The organism is Xanthomonas bonasiae, assembly GCF_014836395.1.
GTDB classification, from domain to species: Bacteria; Pseudomonadota; Gammaproteobacteria; order Xanthomonadales; family Xanthomonadaceae; genus Xanthomonas_A; species Xanthomonas_A bonasiae.
This window is the reverse complement of sequence record NZ_JACSQX010000004.1, coordinates 218,319-234,849: the sequence shown is the minus strand read 5'-3', so window position 1 is coordinate 234,849 and position 16,531 is coordinate 218,319. Positions and strand designations below refer to the sequence as shown.

The 16,531-nt window shown below is 66.8% G+C and carries 15 protein-coding genes; 8 read left to right on the top strand and 7 right to left on the bottom strand.

What is annotated here, in order from left to right; all coding sequences use genetic code 11:
* Positions 1 to 12: 12 nt before the first annotated feature.
* Positions 13 to 1,866: a DNA/RNA helicase domain-containing protein gene (locus H9658_RS07930; RefSeq protein ID WP_191824978.1), complete on the bottom strand. Its 1,854-nt coding sequence runs from the start codon at positions 1,864 to 1,866 to the stop codon at positions 13 to 15.
* Positions 1,867 to 2,173: 307 nt separating this feature from the next.
* Between H9658_RS07930 and H9658_RS07925 the strand changes: the two genes are divergently transcribed.
* Both H9658_RS07925 and H9658_RS07920 read left to right on the top strand, forming a co-directional pair.
* The gene (locus tag H9658_RS07925) at positions 2,174 to 2,428 is read left to right on the top strand and encodes an XAC0095 family protein (protein ID WP_191824977.1); all 255 of its coding nucleotides are present in this window, start codon (positions 2,174 to 2,176) and stop codon (positions 2,426 to 2,428) included.
* Between the two features lie 126 nt (positions 2,429 to 2,554).
* Positions 2,555 to 3,766 carry a hypothetical protein gene (locus H9658_RS07920; RefSeq protein WP_191824976.1) on the top strand — a complete coding sequence of 404 codons (1,212 nt, stop codon included), beginning with the start codon at positions 2,555 to 2,557 and terminating at the stop codon, positions 3,764 to 3,766.
* On the opposite strand, the gene H9658_RS07915 is transcribed toward H9658_RS07920, so the two are convergent.
* The 4 genes from H9658_RS07915 to H9658_RS07900 all read right to left on the bottom strand — a co-directional run bounded on the left by H9658_RS07915 (position 3,759) and on the right by H9658_RS07900 (position 6,847).
* Entirely contained in the window at positions 3,759 to 4,442 is a 684-nt protein-coding gene (locus H9658_RS07915; RefSeq protein ID WP_225209822.1) for a hypothetical protein, read from the bottom strand. The two genes, H9658_RS07920 and H9658_RS07915, sit on opposite strands and share 8 nt — an antisense overlap.
* Complete coding sequence (locus tag H9658_RS07910) at positions 4,418 to 4,750, bottom strand: hypothetical protein (protein ID WP_225209821.1); 333 nt, start codon at positions 4,748 to 4,750, stop codon at positions 4,418 to 4,420. Before H9658_RS07910 ends, H9658_RS07915 begins: the two co-directional genes overlap by 25 nt.
* A 232-nt stretch (positions 4,751 to 4,982) precedes the next feature.
* Positions 4,983 to 5,750, bottom strand: coding sequence for a LytR/AlgR family response regulator transcription factor (locus tag H9658_RS07905; RefSeq protein WP_191824975.1), 768 nt, complete (start codon positions 5,748 to 5,750; stop codon positions 4,983 to 4,985).
* A complete protein-coding gene (locus H9658_RS07900; RefSeq protein ID WP_191824974.1) occupies positions 5,747 to 6,847 on the bottom strand; it encodes a sensor histidine kinase in 1,101 nt (366 codons plus the stop codon). The genes H9658_RS07905 and H9658_RS07900 overlap by 4 nt, the downstream gene beginning before the upstream one ends.
* 210 nt (positions 6,848 to 7,057) lie before the next feature.
* On the opposite strand from H9658_RS07900, the gene H9658_RS07895 reads away from it, so the two are divergent.
* A complete protein-coding gene (locus H9658_RS07895; RefSeq protein ID WP_191824973.1) occupies positions 7,058 to 7,441 on the top strand; it encodes a hypothetical protein in 384 nt (127 codons plus the stop codon).
* Positions 7,442 to 7,651: 210 nt separating this feature from the next.
* Here the strand turns inward: H9658_RS07895 and H9658_RS07890 are convergent, their stop codons facing one another.
* On the bottom strand, positions 7,652 to 7,918 hold the full coding sequence (locus H9658_RS07890) for a hypothetical protein (protein WP_191824972.1): 267 nt from the start codon (positions 7,916 to 7,918) through the stop codon (positions 7,652 to 7,654).
* A 213-nt stretch (positions 7,919 to 8,131) separates the two neighbouring features.
* Between H9658_RS07890 and H9658_RS07885 the strand changes: the two genes are divergently transcribed.
* Positions 8,132 to 8,716, top strand: a complete 585-nt coding sequence (locus H9658_RS07885; protein WP_191824971.1) for an alpha-ketoglutarate-dependent dioxygenase AlkB — start codon at positions 8,132 to 8,134, stop codon at positions 8,714 to 8,716.
* 66 nt (positions 8,717 to 8,782) lie between these two features.
* Complete coding sequence (locus H9658_RS07880) at positions 8,783 to 9,433, top strand: HD domain-containing protein (RefSeq protein ID WP_191824970.1); 651 nt, start codon at positions 8,783 to 8,785, stop codon at positions 9,431 to 9,433.
* A 712-nt stretch (positions 9,434 to 10,145) separates the two neighbouring features.
* On the opposite strand, the gene H9658_RS07875 is transcribed toward H9658_RS07880, so the two are convergent.
* Positions 10,146 to 10,676 (bottom strand): DUF1993 domain-containing protein, encoded by a 531-nt coding sequence (locus tag H9658_RS07875; protein WP_191824969.1) that lies wholly within the window; start codon positions 10,674 to 10,676, stop codon positions 10,146 to 10,148.
* 501 nt (positions 10,677 to 11,177) lie between these two features.
* On the opposite strand from H9658_RS07875, the gene H9658_RS07870 reads away from it, so the two are divergent.
* The 3 genes from H9658_RS07870 to H9658_RS07860 all read left to right on the top strand — a co-directional run bounded on the left by H9658_RS07870 (position 11,178) and on the right by H9658_RS07860 (position 16,405).
* Positions 11,178 to 12,884 (top strand): FAD-dependent oxidoreductase, encoded by a 1,707-nt coding sequence (locus H9658_RS07870; protein WP_191824968.1) that lies wholly within the window; start codon positions 11,178 to 11,180, stop codon positions 12,882 to 12,884.
* Positions 12,881 to 13,186 carry a UBP-type zinc finger domain-containing protein gene (locus H9658_RS07865; RefSeq protein WP_179570728.1) on the top strand — a complete coding sequence of 102 codons (306 nt, stop codon included), beginning with the start codon at positions 12,881 to 12,883 and terminating at the stop codon, positions 13,184 to 13,186. Before H9658_RS07870 ends, H9658_RS07865 begins: the two co-directional genes overlap by 4 nt.
* A 702-nt stretch (positions 13,187 to 13,888) precedes the next feature.
* Entirely contained in the window at positions 13,889 to 16,405 is a 2,517-nt protein-coding gene (locus H9658_RS07860; protein WP_191824967.1) for an excinuclease ABC subunit UvrA, read from the top strand.
* Positions 16,406 to 16,531: the final 126 nt, after the last annotated feature.

Sequence of the window (16,531 nt, the reverse complement as noted above, 5' to 3'; positions counted from 1 at the left end):
CGTCGAAAATATTCACTTTTGCATTGCGGCTCTAGATCCCGGGTCGCTGATATAGACATAACACCCCCTCATGCCTCGGCTCATCAAGGTCTTGTAGGTATTTCGGATGATCCGATCCGCGCGGTCATGGACCTCGGGATCGTGCTTGGATTGCGACTTGTATCCGCGGATAGAGCGATCCTGCTTAGAGCGCTGACTTGGATCAGTGAACACCTGACCCTCGCGCCAAGCCAGATCCGGCCCGATGATCACACCCACGTAGTCCAGTTCCAGTCCCTGGCAGGTGTGGATGCATCCGACTTGCTCGACGGAGTTCTCGGCGACAGCCCACAAGCTGCCATCGCTTCCCAGGTTCCATTGCGCGCGATAGTCGTGTTCCGGGATCTCGATGTCCCAGGCATCCGGGTTGTTCTTGCTCTTCCAGTCCCAGCAGTAGCCGGCCACTACACGTGATTTGTTGTTGCGCTTGTTCTTCTCGCGGATCAGGTTGTGCAGTTCTACAGGCGAGTCGACGATGCGGAAGTCGAAGGCGTCGCGGTCGAAATCGGTGTTGGCGGTCTCGCGAATGCCAAGGAAGTTGTCCAGCCACGCGATGTAGCCGTCCGAGCCGGCGCAGCGGAACTGCGAGGCCAGCTCCAGCTCGGTCACTTCGGCGCCGAGGTGGGCGGCCCAGCGGCGAAGCTCGCCGGTGTGGCCGATGTCGGAGAGGGTGACGATCTGGTCGTCGTCGACGAAGAAGATGGTGCAGTGCGCGCTGCGGATCAGCTCCATGACCTGGTTCTGGCCGAGGTTGCTGTACAGGCCGCTTTTCTCGTTGAGGCGGTGAGCTTCATCCACTACCAGCGTGCCGAATACGTTCGGTTCGGTCTGGTGGAAGTTGCCCGAGCCGGAGAACAGGTTGCCGATCTCGATTTTGCGAATGTGGCCGGCCAGCTTCTGCGCGTAAACGGCACGTGGCGCCGCGTTCTTGGAGATGTACTTGGTGGTGGTGCCGCGCTTGGTCAACTCGACAAGCAGGTTCACCGCTACCACCGACTTGCCGGTGCCGGGGCCGCCTTTGACGATCACCACCTGCTTGCGTTCGGCGCTGGCCTGCGCGGCGCGCGCCAGGCAGGTTTCGTAGACCAGCTTCTGTTCGTCGATCAGCACGAATTCCTGATTGCCCTTGAGCATGCCGACCACGCTGTCGGCGAGCATCTTGGAAGGGCGGATACGGCCGTTCTCGATCTTGTAAAGCAATTCGCCGTTGTCGCCTTTGCGCACGTGCTGGCGGATGAAGTCGCGCAGCTTTCGCTTCTCTTCCACGCCGCGCAGGAACAGCGGCGCCTTGTCGGTGTAGGCGGTGTAGCGCGGATCGTCGATGGTTCCGTCGCGGAAGTGGTTGTGCAGGTAGGCGCAAGGCTGTAGCTGGACGCCACCTTCGTGCACCGCCTCGTTGAAGCCCTGCAGCAGGGCCGCATACGACCAAGCTTGGTAGGACGGGTGCGGGCCTTCGGTCTCGGTCGGTCCGCCGCGTTGCGCCCTGACGATGCCGTCCTTGTCGGTAACGGTAGACGTGGACCATTGCTTGAGTTCGACGATGATCGCCCGCGGTTCTTCGGCCTCGCCAAGCCCGCTCAGGATGAAATCGATGCGCTTGGCGGTCTGCGGGATGCCGAACTCGATGCCGACGCCCATGTCTGCGGGCAGGCTGTCGTCGCTGAGGACGTCGGCCATCTGGGTGAGCGAGTGGCGCCAGGCACGGAACTCGCTCTCCGGTGCGTATCGGCCCGTCTTCTTGAGGAAGGCGGTGGAGATGATGTCCTCGATTGCCTGCTGTTCCGAGTCTTGCAGGAACGCGGCACGGGTCGACTGATAAACGATCACGCTCGGCGTTCCCCCTGAATGCCTTCCGTATCTCGACCGGACTTTGAACCGATGTGGGGTGGCTGGCAAGTCTTTACATTTGGACGCGCCATCGGTTCGCAGCACCAAGGGTGCTTTGGAGTAATTCGTATACAAAGTTGGCACATGCTAGTCATCGCTTGCAGCATGCAAGACCCAGTTGATGAGACGACTTGACGCGTCGCGCCAGCGATAGCAGGATTGCTACACGGAGCCTAGGAACTCCTCGTACAGCGGGCTACCACCTCCGACAACGGGTGGATCTTCATGCCGTTTGGCGAGAGATGCTATGACCGAGGCCGCCCGTCATCCCGATTTGGATCCTGGCTATTACCTGCCAGAAGAAGCGCAGTACCGCCTGCAGCAGCTGCGCGATCATATGCGGTTCCTAGCGCGACTAGCGCAGCCACGCACTTTAGACGAAGAGCGCGAAGCTGCGCCGAAGGTGCGTGCGAGCGAGCTGGCAGTGTGCATGGAACTGCTGGCGGAGCAAGTGGACATGGTGTTGCGCGAGGTGTCGTGGCCGGCACGACGCCAGTATTAGCGTTGGGCGCACGGGGATGGCGCCGGTAGGGAGGCGCCGTGGCTTCGCCCGTAATGTGATCGCGGTGCGGCGGCGCCATTATGCTTGCCGGCTTGGGAGCGAGGCGCCAGACGCTAAGGAGCCATGATGCAGCAGAGTAAGGTGGATGTACCCAGCGGCGGCGAGGCTGGCGAGCGGCCGGAGAAGCGCAATGCGCCGGCCGTGCCACTGTGGCGCATGTTGCGCCAGACCTTCGGGGTGGATCTGAAGTGGTGGGTACCTTGTTGGGGCGGTGGCATGGTGCTGGCCCACTTCCTGCGCATCGGCTACGTGCCGTCGTTGTCGCTCGGCGATCTGGGCGTAGTGTTGAGTGCAGTGGCGCTATTGGGTGGGCTTGCGCTTTTTAGCCTTCTGGCAGTGCTTGCGTTACCTGCCTGGAGTATTGGATTTCTGGTTCATCAGCATCTGCTGCCAGTGCCGCCGAGACCAAGACAAGACGATGCGCCACGCAAGGGATTGAAATCTAATCGTAGTCGTACTCAGCTTGTCTTAGGAAAGCAAGGAAAGCGTGTATTTGGCAGCTTTTGGATATTCGCTTTAGCAGCGTTGATCAGTGCTTTGTATTACGCCATCTTTTTAGGGCTTGAACATTGGAAATTTGGCAGTTTGGTAACTTATGGGGTTGGAGTTGGATTGTGCATCGGATCGCTTCCCTTGGCATTACTTCTTGCTTTCTCGGAAGTGGATTGGGTCCGTCGGCTCGGGCCATTCTTTCGAAAGCGCCTCGGTTCGCTGTTGCTATTTCTGATGATATACCAGCTATTTTGGCCGCTTGCGGGAGTTGCCGTCAGCTACATGGCACCTCCAACTAGGCCCTTGGATTGGATTTATCTCTTCTTTGCGGCATTAATGGTCGTCATTTCCCATTGGGGTATTTACGTTACCCATCGCATTGAGTTTTCTAAGCGCCTTAGGGTCTTTGGATCTGTGATGTTTATGGTGATTTTGTATAGCGGTTCATTGCTCGGCACAGTAGATATCACAGTGCGCAAGCTCGGCATCGGCATGCTACCAGGCGTGCAACTGCAATTGACGGAGCAGGGTTGCCAGATCGTCAAGGCAACCTGGCTGGAAGCGAGCTGTAAACCAGCGCAACCCGGATCGAACGTATATGTGCTGCCGTCCGTCGATGTTTTGACCCGATTGGGGGCGGATTTCTACGTGTCTCCGCCTGGTGGAATCAGCGATGAGCACAAGCCGCGCTTCTTGATTCCTGCAAGCCAAGTGCTGAGTTGGAGCAGGGTCGAGGCGGTCAAAGAGACAGCCGCCGTCCCGGCCGTCGCGCCATCCGTCAAGTGATCGATTGCCCGTCCGCGAGCAGACGTTCGGTTCTGACATGAAGGTCGCATGTGGCCACTTCGACCCGCTGCCGGTCCTGCGCCGTCCGCTCGCGGAAACACAGCGCCGCGATGCGCTCGCGCGGCAGCATGCAGTTGCCGATGCCCGGTTGCAGCCTGCGGGAGAAGCCTGGCACCGGTACACCCATCAGTTCGCCGAGGGTGCGAAAGGCGGAGTTGCTGTTGATGGTGGCGCCGAACAGCTTGAAGCCGTAGTTGGGGTAGTCCAGGTCCTGGGCGTTGAGTTCGGGCATGGCGCGTAGCGCCGCGTGCCAGCGCGCCAGGATTTCGTGCTTGTCGCCGCTGGCGGCGGTGCGCGTTGGCTGGCCGTCGCGCAGGTAGCTGGTGCGGTCGGGCTGGGCGCCGATGGCGCTGGCATAGTCCGCGTCGTGCGGGTAGTGCCAGGCGCGCAGCGCGTGCCTGCGTGCGTCGGTGCCGATCGGGATCGGCGTGCCGGTGTGCCGGTCGGTGGCCAGGCCGTGCAGTTCGGCCAGGGCGTTGCCGCGCGCGTCGCGCAGCACCCAGTAGGCGTGGCCGGCGATGCCGGCAATGCAGAGCAAGCGTGCTTCGATCGAATGGTCGCGCATGGGCTCTTCTTTCCGTCTGCTCGAGACTAGCGCGGTGGGGTGGCGATGCAACTGCCCAGCGCGGTCTTGAGGTCCTGCATCGCCTGCGCCACGCCCAGGTCGGCGAAGTAGGCGCCGGCGCCCTTGAGGGCGATCCTGGCCTGGCCGGCGCCTTGCGCGCGCTCGATGCGCATGCGGAAGCCGCTGCGGTTGGCGTCTTCGAAGTTGCCCGATTCCAGCACACCCTTGGCGGCGTCCTTGCGCGTGACCTTGGGCCAGGAACTGCTGGTCTCGGACAATTGGGCGATGCTGGTCTCGGCGCAGTCGAACAGGCGCTGGGTCGGCAGGTCGGCGGGGATGGCCAGGACGTCGGAGGCCATCGGAGTCTTGGGTGCGGCTTCGGCCATGCTGCATGCGCCTGCGGCAAACAAGAGGCCTGCGATCTGCAAGGCGACGCGCCACGGCTTCATGTGCTTCTCCTGGGATGTCCTGCGCGTGGCGCTGCGGTGGCGCGGCGCGAAGCGAGACACCCAATGTAGTTGGGTAGACCGTGCCTGTCGATCCAGTGGGGCAGAACCGCTGGCGCAGATTTCTATCGCCTACCGCGCTCGCTCATTCCCCACTGCCGTTGGTCACCAACCGTAGGAACACCTCATGCTGATACCGGCTCATGCGCAACTGCTGGCCGTTGTCCATGGTCACCACGTGGTGGCCGTTGAACCAGGGGTGGATGGCCTTGACCCGGCGCACGTTGATGATCGCCGAGCGGTGCACGCGGGCGAAGTGGCGCGGGTCCAGGCGCGCGCCGAGGGCGGCCATGGTCTCGCGCAGTTCGTGCACGGCGCCGGCCACGTGGAGTTGCACGGTGTTGCGGTTGGCCTTGATCCAGACGATGTCGTCCACGGCGACGAATACCACGTGTTCGTCCACGCGCACGGCGATGCGCTGCAGGTAGGCGTCGCGCTGGCGCAGTGCGTCCAGCGCCTGCAGGAGGTGCGCGGGGTTGTTGCCGGCGCCGCCCAGCCGCGCCTTGGCGCGTTGCAGGGTGGCGGCGAAGCGCTCGCGGCTGAAGGGCTTGACCAGGTAGTCCAGCGCGTTGGCTTCGAATGCGCGCACGGCGTACTGCTCGTAGGCGGTGACGAACACGGTGGCAGGCATGCGCTCGGCGCCGATCTGCGCGACCACGTCCATGCCGGTCATTTCCGGCATCTGGATGTCCAGGAACACCAGGTCCGGCGAGTGTTCGCGGATCGCCGCCACCGCGGCGGCGCCGTCGCCGCATTCGCCGAGCAGGGCGATGTCGGCGTGCTCGCGCAGCAGGCGCACGATGGCGTGGCGGGCGATCGGTTCGTCGTCGATGACCAGCGTGGCGATGGTCATGCGGGCACGTGCTCCGGCGCGCCTTCGGCGTCTTCCAGTTCGCGGAATGGCATGCGGATACGGCACGCCACGCCTTGCGGCCAGATCATGTCCAGGCGGATCTCGGCGGCATCGCCATACAGTTCCTGCAGCCGCAGCCGGGTGTTGGAGAGGCCGATGCCGTGGCCTGCGTTGCCGCTGCCGTCGCCCAGGGTGCTGTTGCGGTTGCGCACTTCGATGCGCAGCTGGCCATCTTCGCGCCGGCTCTCGATCTCCACGCAGTCGGCGCCGGCATGGCGGCCGATGCCGTGCTGGATGGCGTTCTCCACGATCGGTTGCAGCAGCAGGCTCGGCACCGCGCAGTCCAGGGTGGCCGGATCGATGTACAGGCGCGTAGTCAGGCGGTCGCCGAAGCGCTTGCGTTGGATGCCCAGGTACAGGTCGAGCAGGGTGAGTTCGTGGCGCAGGGTGATTTCCTGGCCGTCGAATTCTTCCAGTAGCGCGCGCAGCAGTTCGCTCAGGCGCAGCAGCATGTCCTCGGCCGAGGCGACGTCGTCGTCGAGCAGGGTCACGATGGCGTGCAGGGTGTTGAACAGGAAATGCGGTTGCAGTTGGGTCTTGAGCGCCTGCAGCCGCGATTGCGCCAGTTCCGTGGCCAGGCGGCTGGCTTCCAGTTCGCGACGGTCGCTCTCGCTGCGGTAGTGCAGCGCCTGCTGGATCGCCAGCAGGCCCCAGTAGGTGAGCAGGCCGATCGCGAAGTGCTTGCCGATGAACTGCCCGAGCTGGTCGAAGAACGCGCCCGGCGAGACGACTGCGCCGATGAACATCGCCAGCGCTGTGACGCCGATGCTGGCAAGCAGCTGCCGTCCCAGCGAACGCAGCTGCAACGGCGTGGGGATCGGGTAGCGCTCGCCCAGGCGGAACACCAGCGGTGCCAGCGCGGCCCAGGTGTACCACTGGATCATCGACCAGCGCAGGTAGTCGCCGAGTTGCCAGCTGTGGCCGTTGTTGACGGCGTCGTAGAGATAGCCCTGCACGGTGAACGCCACGACGACGGCCGTCCACAGGGTCAGGTATCGGGTCAGGCCGATTTCCGTGGAACCCAGGCGGATCTTCATCGGGCGATGCTCGAACGGGATGCGGCGATCCTAAGCGCGGTCGTGCGCGCTGAGAAGCGCGGCGGCCAATGGCGACGATTGGTCACGCCGGTACGACGATTCGTCCCGGATCGCTGGGCGCGGGGCAGGGCAGGCGCGCCAGATATGCGCACCGCTGCCGTTGCGCGATGCGCGCCGGGCGGTATCCCTTCCTGCTGGAGATGCCCCGCCATGCCTTCATTTCGTACCGTTTGTCTGGCCAGTGTGCTGCTCGCCGCAGCGGCCAGCGCCCACGCGCAGGACGCGAGCCGCACGCACTACGTCATGCTGGTCAACCGCGCGCACGACAGCGTGACCAAGCTGTCGGTCGCCGACCCCGGTAGCGGTGAATTTCGGGACGTGGTGGTGGATCCGCTGCGCGGCGGTGGCGACTCGGCCACCGTCGGCGTCCACGGTGCCGGCTGCCGCTACGACCTGCGTTTCGCGTTCGACGATGGCCGCACCCTGGTCTATCAGGATCTGGACGTGTGCCGCTATAGCCTGGTGCGGATCATGCCGCTGCCGCGCGAGGGCGTGGGCGCCGCCACGCAATTCACGGTGTCGATGGCGCGCTAGGGGTCATTCATGAGTGTGCTGCGGCGGCGGCCGCTTTGGGACGATCGCGTGGCGGCGGCTCGGGATGGCTAAAGGCTATTGGAATAGCCGGTGTCCTCTAGCGCCCGAGCAAGCAAGGCATCCCGGCATCATGCTGCGAGCGGATGGACACGTTCGGGCGCTTCTGCATGCTGCTGCCGCTAGGCAGCAGCGCCCCGTCGTCGCAATCGGCTAGCGCCGCGCGCGCCGCCATGCGATCAACGCGGCGACCGCCGCCACGGCGGCAATCGTGCCGACCGCGGCCACCCGGGTCGCCGACTGCACACGCTCCGCGCGTCGGCGCAGATCGCTGTCGGCGCTGCCCGCGGACAGCGGCGACTGGAACACCTCGCTGCGGTTGGACCGTGCGCCGCGTGCGGCGGGTGCCTGCACGCCGTTGTTGGCGGAGGCATCGGCGCCATGGGCGCTGTGGAGGGGCGTGGCGGCTGCTGTGGTCATGCTTTCCGTCGTCCTGCGCGCTGCTGTCATGCGGGCGTATCGCCTGTGCTGTGGTGTAGGGACATTTTGCATGCTCCCAAGCGGAACGTTAACGCAGCGCGGGCGAAAAGTAAGAATTCCCATCGCGAGCTGCGACATTTGGCCGCGTCGCAGCCGCTGATCCGTTCAGATGCTGGAATGGTGCCTCCTTTGCCGCGCTCCCATCTTGTGCCCATGGACCTGTTCGCCCAGCCCGACGACGCGCCGCATTGCCTGGTGCCCGATGCCGAGGGCGGTATCCGCTATTGGCCGCAACTGCTCGATCCGGAGCTGGCGCAGGCGTGGTTCGCCGCCTTGCGCGACGGCGCGCAGTGGCAGCAGCTGCGCCGGCCGATGTACGACCGGGTGGTGGACGTGCCGCGGCTGGTGGCGGCGTACGGGCTACACGAGCTGCCCGAGGCGCTGCCGTTGCGCGCACTGCATGCGGCGGTGCAGGCGCGGCTGCCGGCGCCGTACACCGACGTGGGCCTGAACCTGTACCGCGACGGCCGCGACAGCGTGGCGATGCATCACGATAAGCTGCATACGCTGCTGGCGCCGCACCCGATCGCGCTGGTGTCGCTGGGCGCGCCGCGGCGCATGAACCTTCGCGCCACCGCCGGCGCGCACAGGACCATCGGCGTGGAATTGGCGCCGGGCAGCCCGCTGGCGATGAGCCATGCGTCGCAACTCACCCACGAACACGGCATCCCCAAGACCGCCAGGCCGGTGGCGCCGCGGATGAGCGTGGTGTTCCGGGTACGGCCGCCGTCGGGCTGAACCGTTCGCGCCGCTACGGCATGCGGATTCCGCAATAATGTGGGTCTGCCCCGTCAGGAAGACCGCATGACCGCTCTCACCGAACTCTATGCGCGTGCCGTGGACTACGCGCGCATCGCCCACGCCGGCCAGTTCCGCAAGGGCGGCACGGTGCCGTATTTCAGCCATGTGCTGGGGGTCTCGACGCTGGTGCTGGAGGCTGGAGGCAATGAAGACCAGGCGATCGCGGCGTTGCTGCACGACGTGGTCGAGGACTGCGGCGCGGGTCATGAGGCGGTGATCCGCGCGCAGTTCGGCGATGCGGTGGCGGCGATCGTGATGGGCTGCACCGACGCCAGCGCCGAGCACAAGGCGGCGCAGGAAGACGTGCCGGCCAGGCGCCGCGACTGGCGCACCCGCAAGCAGGCGTATCTGGCGCATCTGCGCGAGGCGCCGGATGCGGTGTTGTTGGTGTCGGCCTGCGACAAGCTTTACAACGCGCGCAGCATCGTCGCGGATCTGGAAGACCCCGCGGTGGGCACCGAGGTGTTCGCGCGTTTCACTGCCGGCCGCGAGGGGACGTTGTGGTACTACGCCGCCCTGCATGCGGTGTTCGCCGAACGCGGCGTGGCGGTGCTGCGGCCGTTCGCGGCGACGGTGGCGCGGATGCATGCGTTGGCTGGCGTGGCGTTTGCGGCGGACGATGCTGGGGCGTTTGCGGTGCCTTCGTTGGCCTAATCGCCTGGCGCCGACAGGCGCGGCCTCCGACGCTGACAGGTACAGCCTCGTTTGCTCGGATCAGTGAGTCGCTTTCGCGCCGTACCCTCACCCCAACCCCTCTCCCGAGGGGAGAGGGGCTCAAGCGCTGCGGCTGTTCCTTCTCCCGTCGGGAGAAGGTGCCCTGCAGGGGCGGATGAGGGTACGGGCGGAGCCTCGTGCGCTTGGCTCAGCGAGTCGCTTTCGCGCCGTACCCTCACCCCAACCCCTCTCCCGAGGGGAGAGGGGCTCAGGCGCTGCGGCTGTTCCTTCTCCCGTCGGGAGAAGGTGCCCCGCAGGGGCGGATGAGGGTACGGGCGAAGCCTCGTGCGTCTGAATCCGCGAGTCGCTTTCGCGCCGTACCCTCACCCCAACCCCTCTCCCGAGGGGAGAGGGGCTTAAGCGCTGCGGCTATTCCTTCTCCCGTCGGGAGAAGGTGCCCCGCAGGGGCGGATGAGGGTAAGGGCGAAGCCTGGTGCGCTTGGATCAGCGAGTCGCTTTCGCGCCTTACCCTCACCCCAACCCCTCTCCCGAGGGGAGAGGGGCTCAGGCGCTGTGGCTGTTCCTTCTCCCGTCGGGAGAAGGTGCCCCGCAGGGGCGGATGAGGGTACGGGCGAAGCCTCGTGCGTCTGGATCCGCGAGTCGCTTTCGCGCCGTACCCTCACCCCAACCCCTCTCCCGACGGGAGAGGGGCTTATGCGCGCTCGGTTTCTGCCGTGTCGAACGGTCCCAGGTAGTCGAGCTTGCCCACCGCCACGCCTTGCTGGCGCAGGATCGCGTGCGCGGTGGCGACATGGAAGAAGAAGTTCGGCAGGGCGAAGGTCAGCAGGTAGTCGCTGCCGTTGAAGTCGGCCTTCAATTTGCCGGCGCTCAGCGACACCGCGCGGTCCTGCGCTCCATCCAGGGCGGCAGCCTCCACGCTGTGCAGAAAGCGCTGGGTGGCGGCGATGCGCTCGCGCAGCTGTGCGAGGGTGGTTTCGTCGTCCGCCATCTTCGGCGGCGCGATGTCGCTGAGGCGGCCGATGGTGTTCTTCGCGGTGTCCGAGGCGCGCTGGATCTGCGCGGCGAAGCCGAACATGTCCGGCGCCAGGCGTGCGTCGACCAGCGTCTGCGGATCCAGGCCCTGGTCCTGCGCATGGCGCTCGGCCAGGTCCACGTAGTGCTGCAGCACGTCCAAGCCGCGCAGGAACACCGGGACGGTAAGGCGGTACATCGAGACAGACATGGGCGGTTTCCTTGAGGACGATAGGGGCGGGACGGACGCCGAAGACGGCGCAGCACGAACTGGATGGGGGATTGCGGATCGAACACAAGGGCCGCCATCGCGGCAGCCGGGTGCGGCGCGCGCCATACCCGCGCGTACTGGCTGCGCGATGGCGGTGCTGCGTCGCGACGAAAGATAGGCGTGTGCGGTGATCGCGAGGCTTCGTCCGTCGCCCCATCCGGCTCTGCGGACCATCCTCGCCCAAAAGGGGGGCCATGGCCCCGGCGGGAGAAGGGAACAGCCGCAGCGCTTGAGCCCCTCTCCCCTCGGGAGAGGGGTTGGGGTGAGGGTACGGGCGCGAAGCGCCTCGCCGACCAAGTGCGCGAGACGCGCCCCTCCGCCCTCGCCGAGAGCGTAGCCGCACCGCTGCCGCGCACGCGCCTCTTCCCAGAATGGGTGATTGCCCGCCGCGCCCACGCGTCGCATGCTGTGCGTTGTCGCCCGCTGCCCACAAGGATGCCGATGAGCCTGGCCGATACCCGTCGCCATCAGATGTTCCCGGTGCTCGAGCCGGCGCAGGTGGAGACCGCGCGCCGTTTCGCCAGCGGCGCGCCGCGCACGTTCGCGCCGGGCGAGGAAGTCTTCGCCGTCGGCGACCATCCGGCGCCGGTGTGGCTGGTGCTGCAGGGCACGATCGCGGTGGTGCGCCGTGATGGACTGGGCCATGAGAAGCCGGTCACCGAGCATGGCGCCGGGCAGTTCACCGGCGAGGTCAGCCAGTTGGCCGGCCGTGCGTCGCTGGCCGGCGGACGTGCCGGAGCGCAGGGCTGCGTGGCGGTGCCGTTCGATGCGGCGCATCTGCGCTCGCTGATGATCAGTTCGGCCGACGTCGGCGAGATCGTGATGCGTGCGTTGATCCTGCGCCGGGTCGGACTGATCGAAGGCGATACCGCCGGCTCGGTGCTGATCGGCGAGCCGGGCGAGGCGCGCTTGACCCGCCTGCAGGGCTTCCTGACCCGCAACGGCTATCCCAACACCTTCCTGGATGCGGCCAACGACGACGAGGGCCGCGCGCTGGTCGAGCGCCTGGGCATCCATCACGACGAACTGCCGCTGATGGTCTGCCCCAGCGGCACCGTGCTGCGCCGTCCCAGCGATGCCGAGGCCGCGCATTGCCTGGGCATGACCCCGGAGCTGGACCCCGACAAGCGCTACGACGTGGTGATCGTCGGTGCCGGCCCGGCCGGCCTGGCGACCGCGGTGTATGCCGCGTCCGAAGGGCTGTCGGTGCTGGTGCTGGACCAGCGCGCGATCGGCGGCCAGGCCGGTGCGTCGGCGCGGATCGAGAATTACCTGGGGTTTCCCACCGGCATCTCCGGCCAGGCGCTGGCCGGGCGCGCCTACAACCAGGCGCTGAAGTTCGGCGCCGAACTGGCGTTGCCGCTGGAAGTGGCGCAGCTGCATTGCGACGCGGCCACCGCCGAGGACTGCAGTGCCGCGCCGCTGCAGTTGCAGATGCGCGACGGCCTGCGCGTGCAGGCGCGTACCGTGGTGATCGCGTCGGGCGCGCGCTACCGGCGCCCGGACATCGCCAACCTGGCCGCGTTCGAGGGCAATGGCGTGTCGTACTGGGCTTCGCCGGTGGAAGCGCGGCTGTGCGAAGGCGAGGAGGTGGCCCTGGTCGGCGGCGGCAATTCCGCGGGCCAGGCGGTGGTGTTCCTGGCGCCGAAGGTGAAGCGCCTGCACCTGATCGTGCGCGGTGCGGGGCTGGAGGCGTCGATGTCGCGCTACCTGATCGAGCGCATCGCCGCGTTGCCGAACGTGGAATTGCATACCGGCACCGAGGTGGTGTCGCTGCAGGGCGATGCCGCGCAGCGGCTGGAGAGCGCGGAGTTCCGCGATCGCGCCAGCGGCGCCACGCATCGCTGCGCCTTGCACCATCTGTTCCTGTTCGTCGGCGCCGATCCCAACAGCGCCTGGGTGGACGGCTGCGTGCAGCTGGACCACGCCGGCTTCGTCGTCACCGGCGCCGACCCCATGGCGGGCCAGGTGCCTGCGCTGCCGTTGGAGACCGACCGGCCGGGCGTGTTCGCGATCGGCGACGTGCGCGCCGGGTCGGTCAAGCGCGTGGCCGCGGCGGTCGGCGAGGGCGCGGCGGTGGTCGCGCAGATCCATCAGTTCCTGGCGCGGCGCAGTGCGCCCGCCCCCATCGAGAGGGCCAGCCCATGAGTGCGCGTTGTTCCCACCTTTCCACCATCGTCGAGGTCACGCCGAGCGCGCGCGGCTGCGAGGAATGCCTGAAGATCGGCAGCCCCTGGGTGCACCTGCGCCTGTGCCGCAGCTGCGGTCACGTCGGTTGCTGCGACGATTCGCCCAATCGCCACGCGACCAAGCATTTCCACCAGACCGCACACCCGATCATCGAAGGCTACGACCCGCCCGAAGGCTGGGGCTGGTGCTATGTGGACGACACCGAAGTGGAACTGCCGGACCAGACCCCGCAGCTGGGGCCGATTCCGCGCTACGTGTAGCGGAAGGGGGCAGCGTCGGGACTGAAGTCCCTCCCACAGTGCACCCGGCCAGTTCGCCGCAAGTCCCCTGTAGGAGCGGCTTCAGCCGCGACAGGCAGCGTGGGTGTCGACAATCCCGGTCGGGGCTGAAGCCCCTCCTACAGTGCACCCAGCCGAATTACCGCAAATCCCTGTGGGAGCGACTCCAGTCGCGACGAGCGAAGCGGGACACTTGACGGCTGCGGACAGCGTCGGGACTGAAGTCCCTCCCACAGCGCACCCAGCCAGTTCGCCGCAAGTCCCCTGTAGGAGCGGCTTCAGCCGCGACAGGCCGCATGAAGTGCCGACAAATCCCGGTCGGGGCTGAAGCCCCTCCTACAGTGCACCCAGCCGGCTCGCCGCAAGTCCCTGTAGGAGCGGCTTCAGCCGCGACAGGCAGCGTGGATGTCGACAATCCCGGTCGGGGCTGAAGCTCCTCCTGCAGTGCACCCAGCCGGCTCACCGCAAGTCCCTGTGGGAGCGACTTCAGTCGCGACGAGCGAAGCGGTGCATTTGACGACTGCCGATAGTGTTGGGGGCCGACGCCCTCCTACAGCGGCGTCTCGATTGGCTGGTGGGCATCATGTTGGAGGCGATGCCGCATGCACCGCGCCGGCCCATACACGGCACAGCCAACCGACCCGCTAAGCTTGTCCGCGTTCTCGCAGATGTGTCTTCCAGCCAATGCCAAAACCGCCTGCTTCCCCCGCCTCCGGTTTCGTCCGCGTCCGCGGCGCCCGCGAACACAACCTCAAGGATGTGGACGTGGAGCTGCCGCGCGATGCGCTGGTGGTGTTCACCGGCGTGTCCGGCTCCGGCAAGTCCTCGCTGGCGTTCGGCACGCTGTTCGCCGAGGCGCAGCGGCGCTATCTGGATTCGATCTCGCCCTACGCGCGGCGCCTGATCGACCAGGCCGGCGTGCCGGAAGTGGATGCCATCGAAGGTCTGCCGCCTGCGGTGGCGCTGCAGCAGCATCGCGGCGCGCCGAGCACGCGCTCGTCGGTCGGCAGCGTCACCACCATCTCCAATTCGTTGCGCATGCTGTACTCGCGCGCCGGCGACTATCCGCCGGGGCAGGCCATCATCTATGCCGACGGCTTCTCGCCGAACACGCCGGCCGGCGCCTGCCCGACCTGCCACGGCCTGGGCCGCATCTACGATGCCACCGAGGCGTCGATGGTGCTGGACCGCACGCTGAGCATCCGCGAGCGCGCCGTCGCCGCGTGGCCGCCGGCCTGGCACGGACAGAACCTGCGCGACATCCTCACCACGCTCGGCCACGACGTCGACGTGCCGTGGGCGAAGCTGCCGAAGAAGACCCGCGACTGGATCCTGTACACCGACGAGCAGCCGACGGTGCCGGTGTATCCGGGCTTCACCCTCGCCGAGACCCAGCGCGCGCTGCGGCGCAAGCAGGAGCCGGCCTACATGGGCACCTTCAGCAGCGCGCGCCGCTACGTGCTGCACACCTTCGCCAGCACCCAGAGCGCGTTGATCAAGAAGCGCGTGTCGCAGTATCTGCTGAGCACGCCATGCCCGACCTGCGACGGCAAGCGCCTGCGCCGCGAGGCGCTGTCGGTGACCTTCGCCGGACTCGACATCGGCGCGCTGTCGCAGCGTCCGCTCACGCAGGTGGCCGAACTGCTGCATCCCGCTGCAGAGGGACGCACCCGCGGCGCCAAGCGCCATCCCGAGCAGGCCATCGCCGCGCAGCGCATCGCCCAGGATCTGCTGGCGCGGATCCAGATCCTGCAGGAGCTGGGCCTGGGCTATCTCACCCTGGAACGCAGTACGCCGACGCTGTCGCCGGGCGAACTGCAGCGGCTGCGCCTGGCCACGCAGATCCGCTCGCAGCTGTTCGGCGTGGTCTACGTGATGGACGAGCCGTCCGCCGGCCTGCATCCGGCCGACGCGCAGGCGCTGCTGGCCGCGCTGGACCAGCTCAAGGCCGCGGGAAATTCGCTGTTCGTGGTCGAGCACGAGATCGACGTGATCCGCCATGCCGACTGGATCGTCGATGTCGGTCCCGGCGCGGGCGAGCAGGGCGGGCAGGTGCTGTACAGCGGTCCGCCGGCGGGGCTGGCGCAGATCGCCGCCTCGTCCACGCGCCGCTACCTGTTCGCCGAGCAGGCGCCGATCGCGCATGCGCCGCGCGCGCCGGGCGCGTGGCTGCAGTTGCGCGGGATCAGCCGCAACAACGTCGCCGCACTGGACGTGGATATCCCGCTGGGCGTGTTCACCACGGTCACTGGTGTGTCCGGCTCCGGGAAATCGTCGCTGGTCAGCCAGGCATTGGTGGAACTGCTCGGCGCGCATCTCGGCCAGGAGCGCGTCGATCCGGAAGAAGGCGTGGATCCGCTGGAACGCAGCACGCAAGCGGCGACCGATGGACGCATCGCCGATGGACTGCAACACGTGCGGCGGTTGGTGCAGGTGGACCAGAAACCGATCGGCCGCACGCCGCGCTCGAACCTGGCCACCTATACCGGCCTGTTCGACCATGTGCGCAAGCGCTTCGCCGCGACGCCCGCGGCGCGCAAGCGCAAGTACGACGCCGGCCGCTTCTCGTTCAACGTCGCCAAGGGCCGTTGCGAGACCTGCGAAGGCGAGGGCGCGGTGTTCGTGGAATTGCTGTTCATGCCCAGCGTGTACGCGCCGTGCCCCACCTGCCATGGCGCGCGCTACAACGCCAAGACGCTGGAGATCGAATTGCGTGGGCACAACATCGCGCAAGTCTTGCGCATGACCGTGGCGCAGGCGGCGGACTTCTTCGCCGACGATGCGGCGATCGCGCGGCCGTTACAGGTGCTGGGCGAGGTGGGGCTCGGCTATCTGCGCCTGGGCCAGCCGGCCACCGAGCTGTCCGGCGGCGAGGCGCAGCGCATCAAGCTGGCCACCGAGCTGCAGCGCGCGCAGCGCCGCGACACCGTCTACGTGCTCGACGAGCCGACCACGGGCCTGCATCCGGCCGACGTGGACACGTTGCTGCGTCAGCTGCATGGTCTGGTGGAGGCGGGCAATACGGTGGTGGCGGTCGAGCACGACATGCGCGTGGCCGCGGCCAGCGACTGGATCATCGATATGGGGCCTGGTGCTGGCGATGAAGGCGGCAAGGTGGTCGTCGCCGGCGAGCCGCAAGCGGTGGCGCGGCATGCGGGCAGCCGGACTGCGCCATTTCTCGCCGAGGCGATGCAAGGCTAGCGCGCCTTCTCTCTCATTTGTTGCAGGCGGTGAACCTTGTGGGAGCGACTTCAGTCGACGGGCGTTACCGGTAGAGCCCGTCGCGACTGAAGTCGCTCCCACAATGGTGTGTCTGCTGCGGATGGC

Excerpts from the sequence above, each read along its gene's own strand:
- H9658_RS07925 (WP_191824977.1), top strand. The coding sequence starts at position 2,174 with ATGACCGAGGCCGCCCGTCATCCCGATTTGGATCCTGGCTATTACCTG.
- H9658_RS07920 (WP_191824976.1), top strand. The coding sequence starts at position 2,555 with ATGCAGCAGAGTAAGGTGGATGTACCCAGCGGCGGCGAGGCTGGCGAG.
- H9658_RS07910 (WP_225209821.1), bottom strand. The coding sequence starts at position 4,750 with ATGGCCTCCGACGTCCTGGCCATCCCCGCCGACCTGCCGACCCAGCGC.
- H9658_RS07905 (WP_191824975.1), bottom strand. The coding sequence starts at position 5,750 with ATGACCATCGCCACGCTGGTCATCGACGACGAACCGATCGCCCGCCAC.
- H9658_RS07900 (WP_191824974.1), bottom strand. The coding sequence starts at position 6,847 with ATGAAGATCCGCCTGGGTTCCACGGAAATCGGCCTGACCCGATACCTG.
- H9658_RS07895 (WP_191824973.1), top strand. The coding sequence starts at position 7,058 with ATGCCTTCATTTCGTACCGTTTGTCTGGCCAGTGTGCTGCTCGCCGCA.
- H9658_RS07890 (WP_191824972.1), bottom strand. The coding sequence starts at position 7,918 with ATGACCACAGCAGCCGCCACGCCCCTCCACAGCGCCCATGGCGCCGAT.
- H9658_RS07885 (WP_191824971.1), top strand. The coding sequence starts at position 8,132 with ATGGACCTGTTCGCCCAGCCCGACGACGCGCCGCATTGCCTGGTGCCC.
- H9658_RS07880 (WP_191824970.1), top strand. The coding sequence starts at position 8,783 with ATGACCGCTCTCACCGAACTCTATGCGCGTGCCGTGGACTACGCGCGC.
- H9658_RS07875 (WP_191824969.1), bottom strand. The coding sequence starts at position 10,676 with ATGTCTGTCTCGATGTACCGCCTTACCGTCCCGGTGTTCCTGCGCGGC.
- H9658_RS07870 (WP_191824968.1), top strand. The coding sequence starts at position 11,178 with ATGAGCCTGGCCGATACCCGTCGCCATCAGATGTTCCCGGTGCTCGAG.
- H9658_RS07865 (WP_179570728.1), top strand. The coding sequence starts at position 12,881 with ATGAGTGCGCGTTGTTCCCACCTTTCCACCATCGTCGAGGTCACGCCG.
- H9658_RS07860 (WP_191824967.1), top strand. The coding sequence starts at position 13,889 with ATGCCAAAACCGCCTGCTTCCCCCGCCTCCGGTTTCGTCCGCGTCCGC.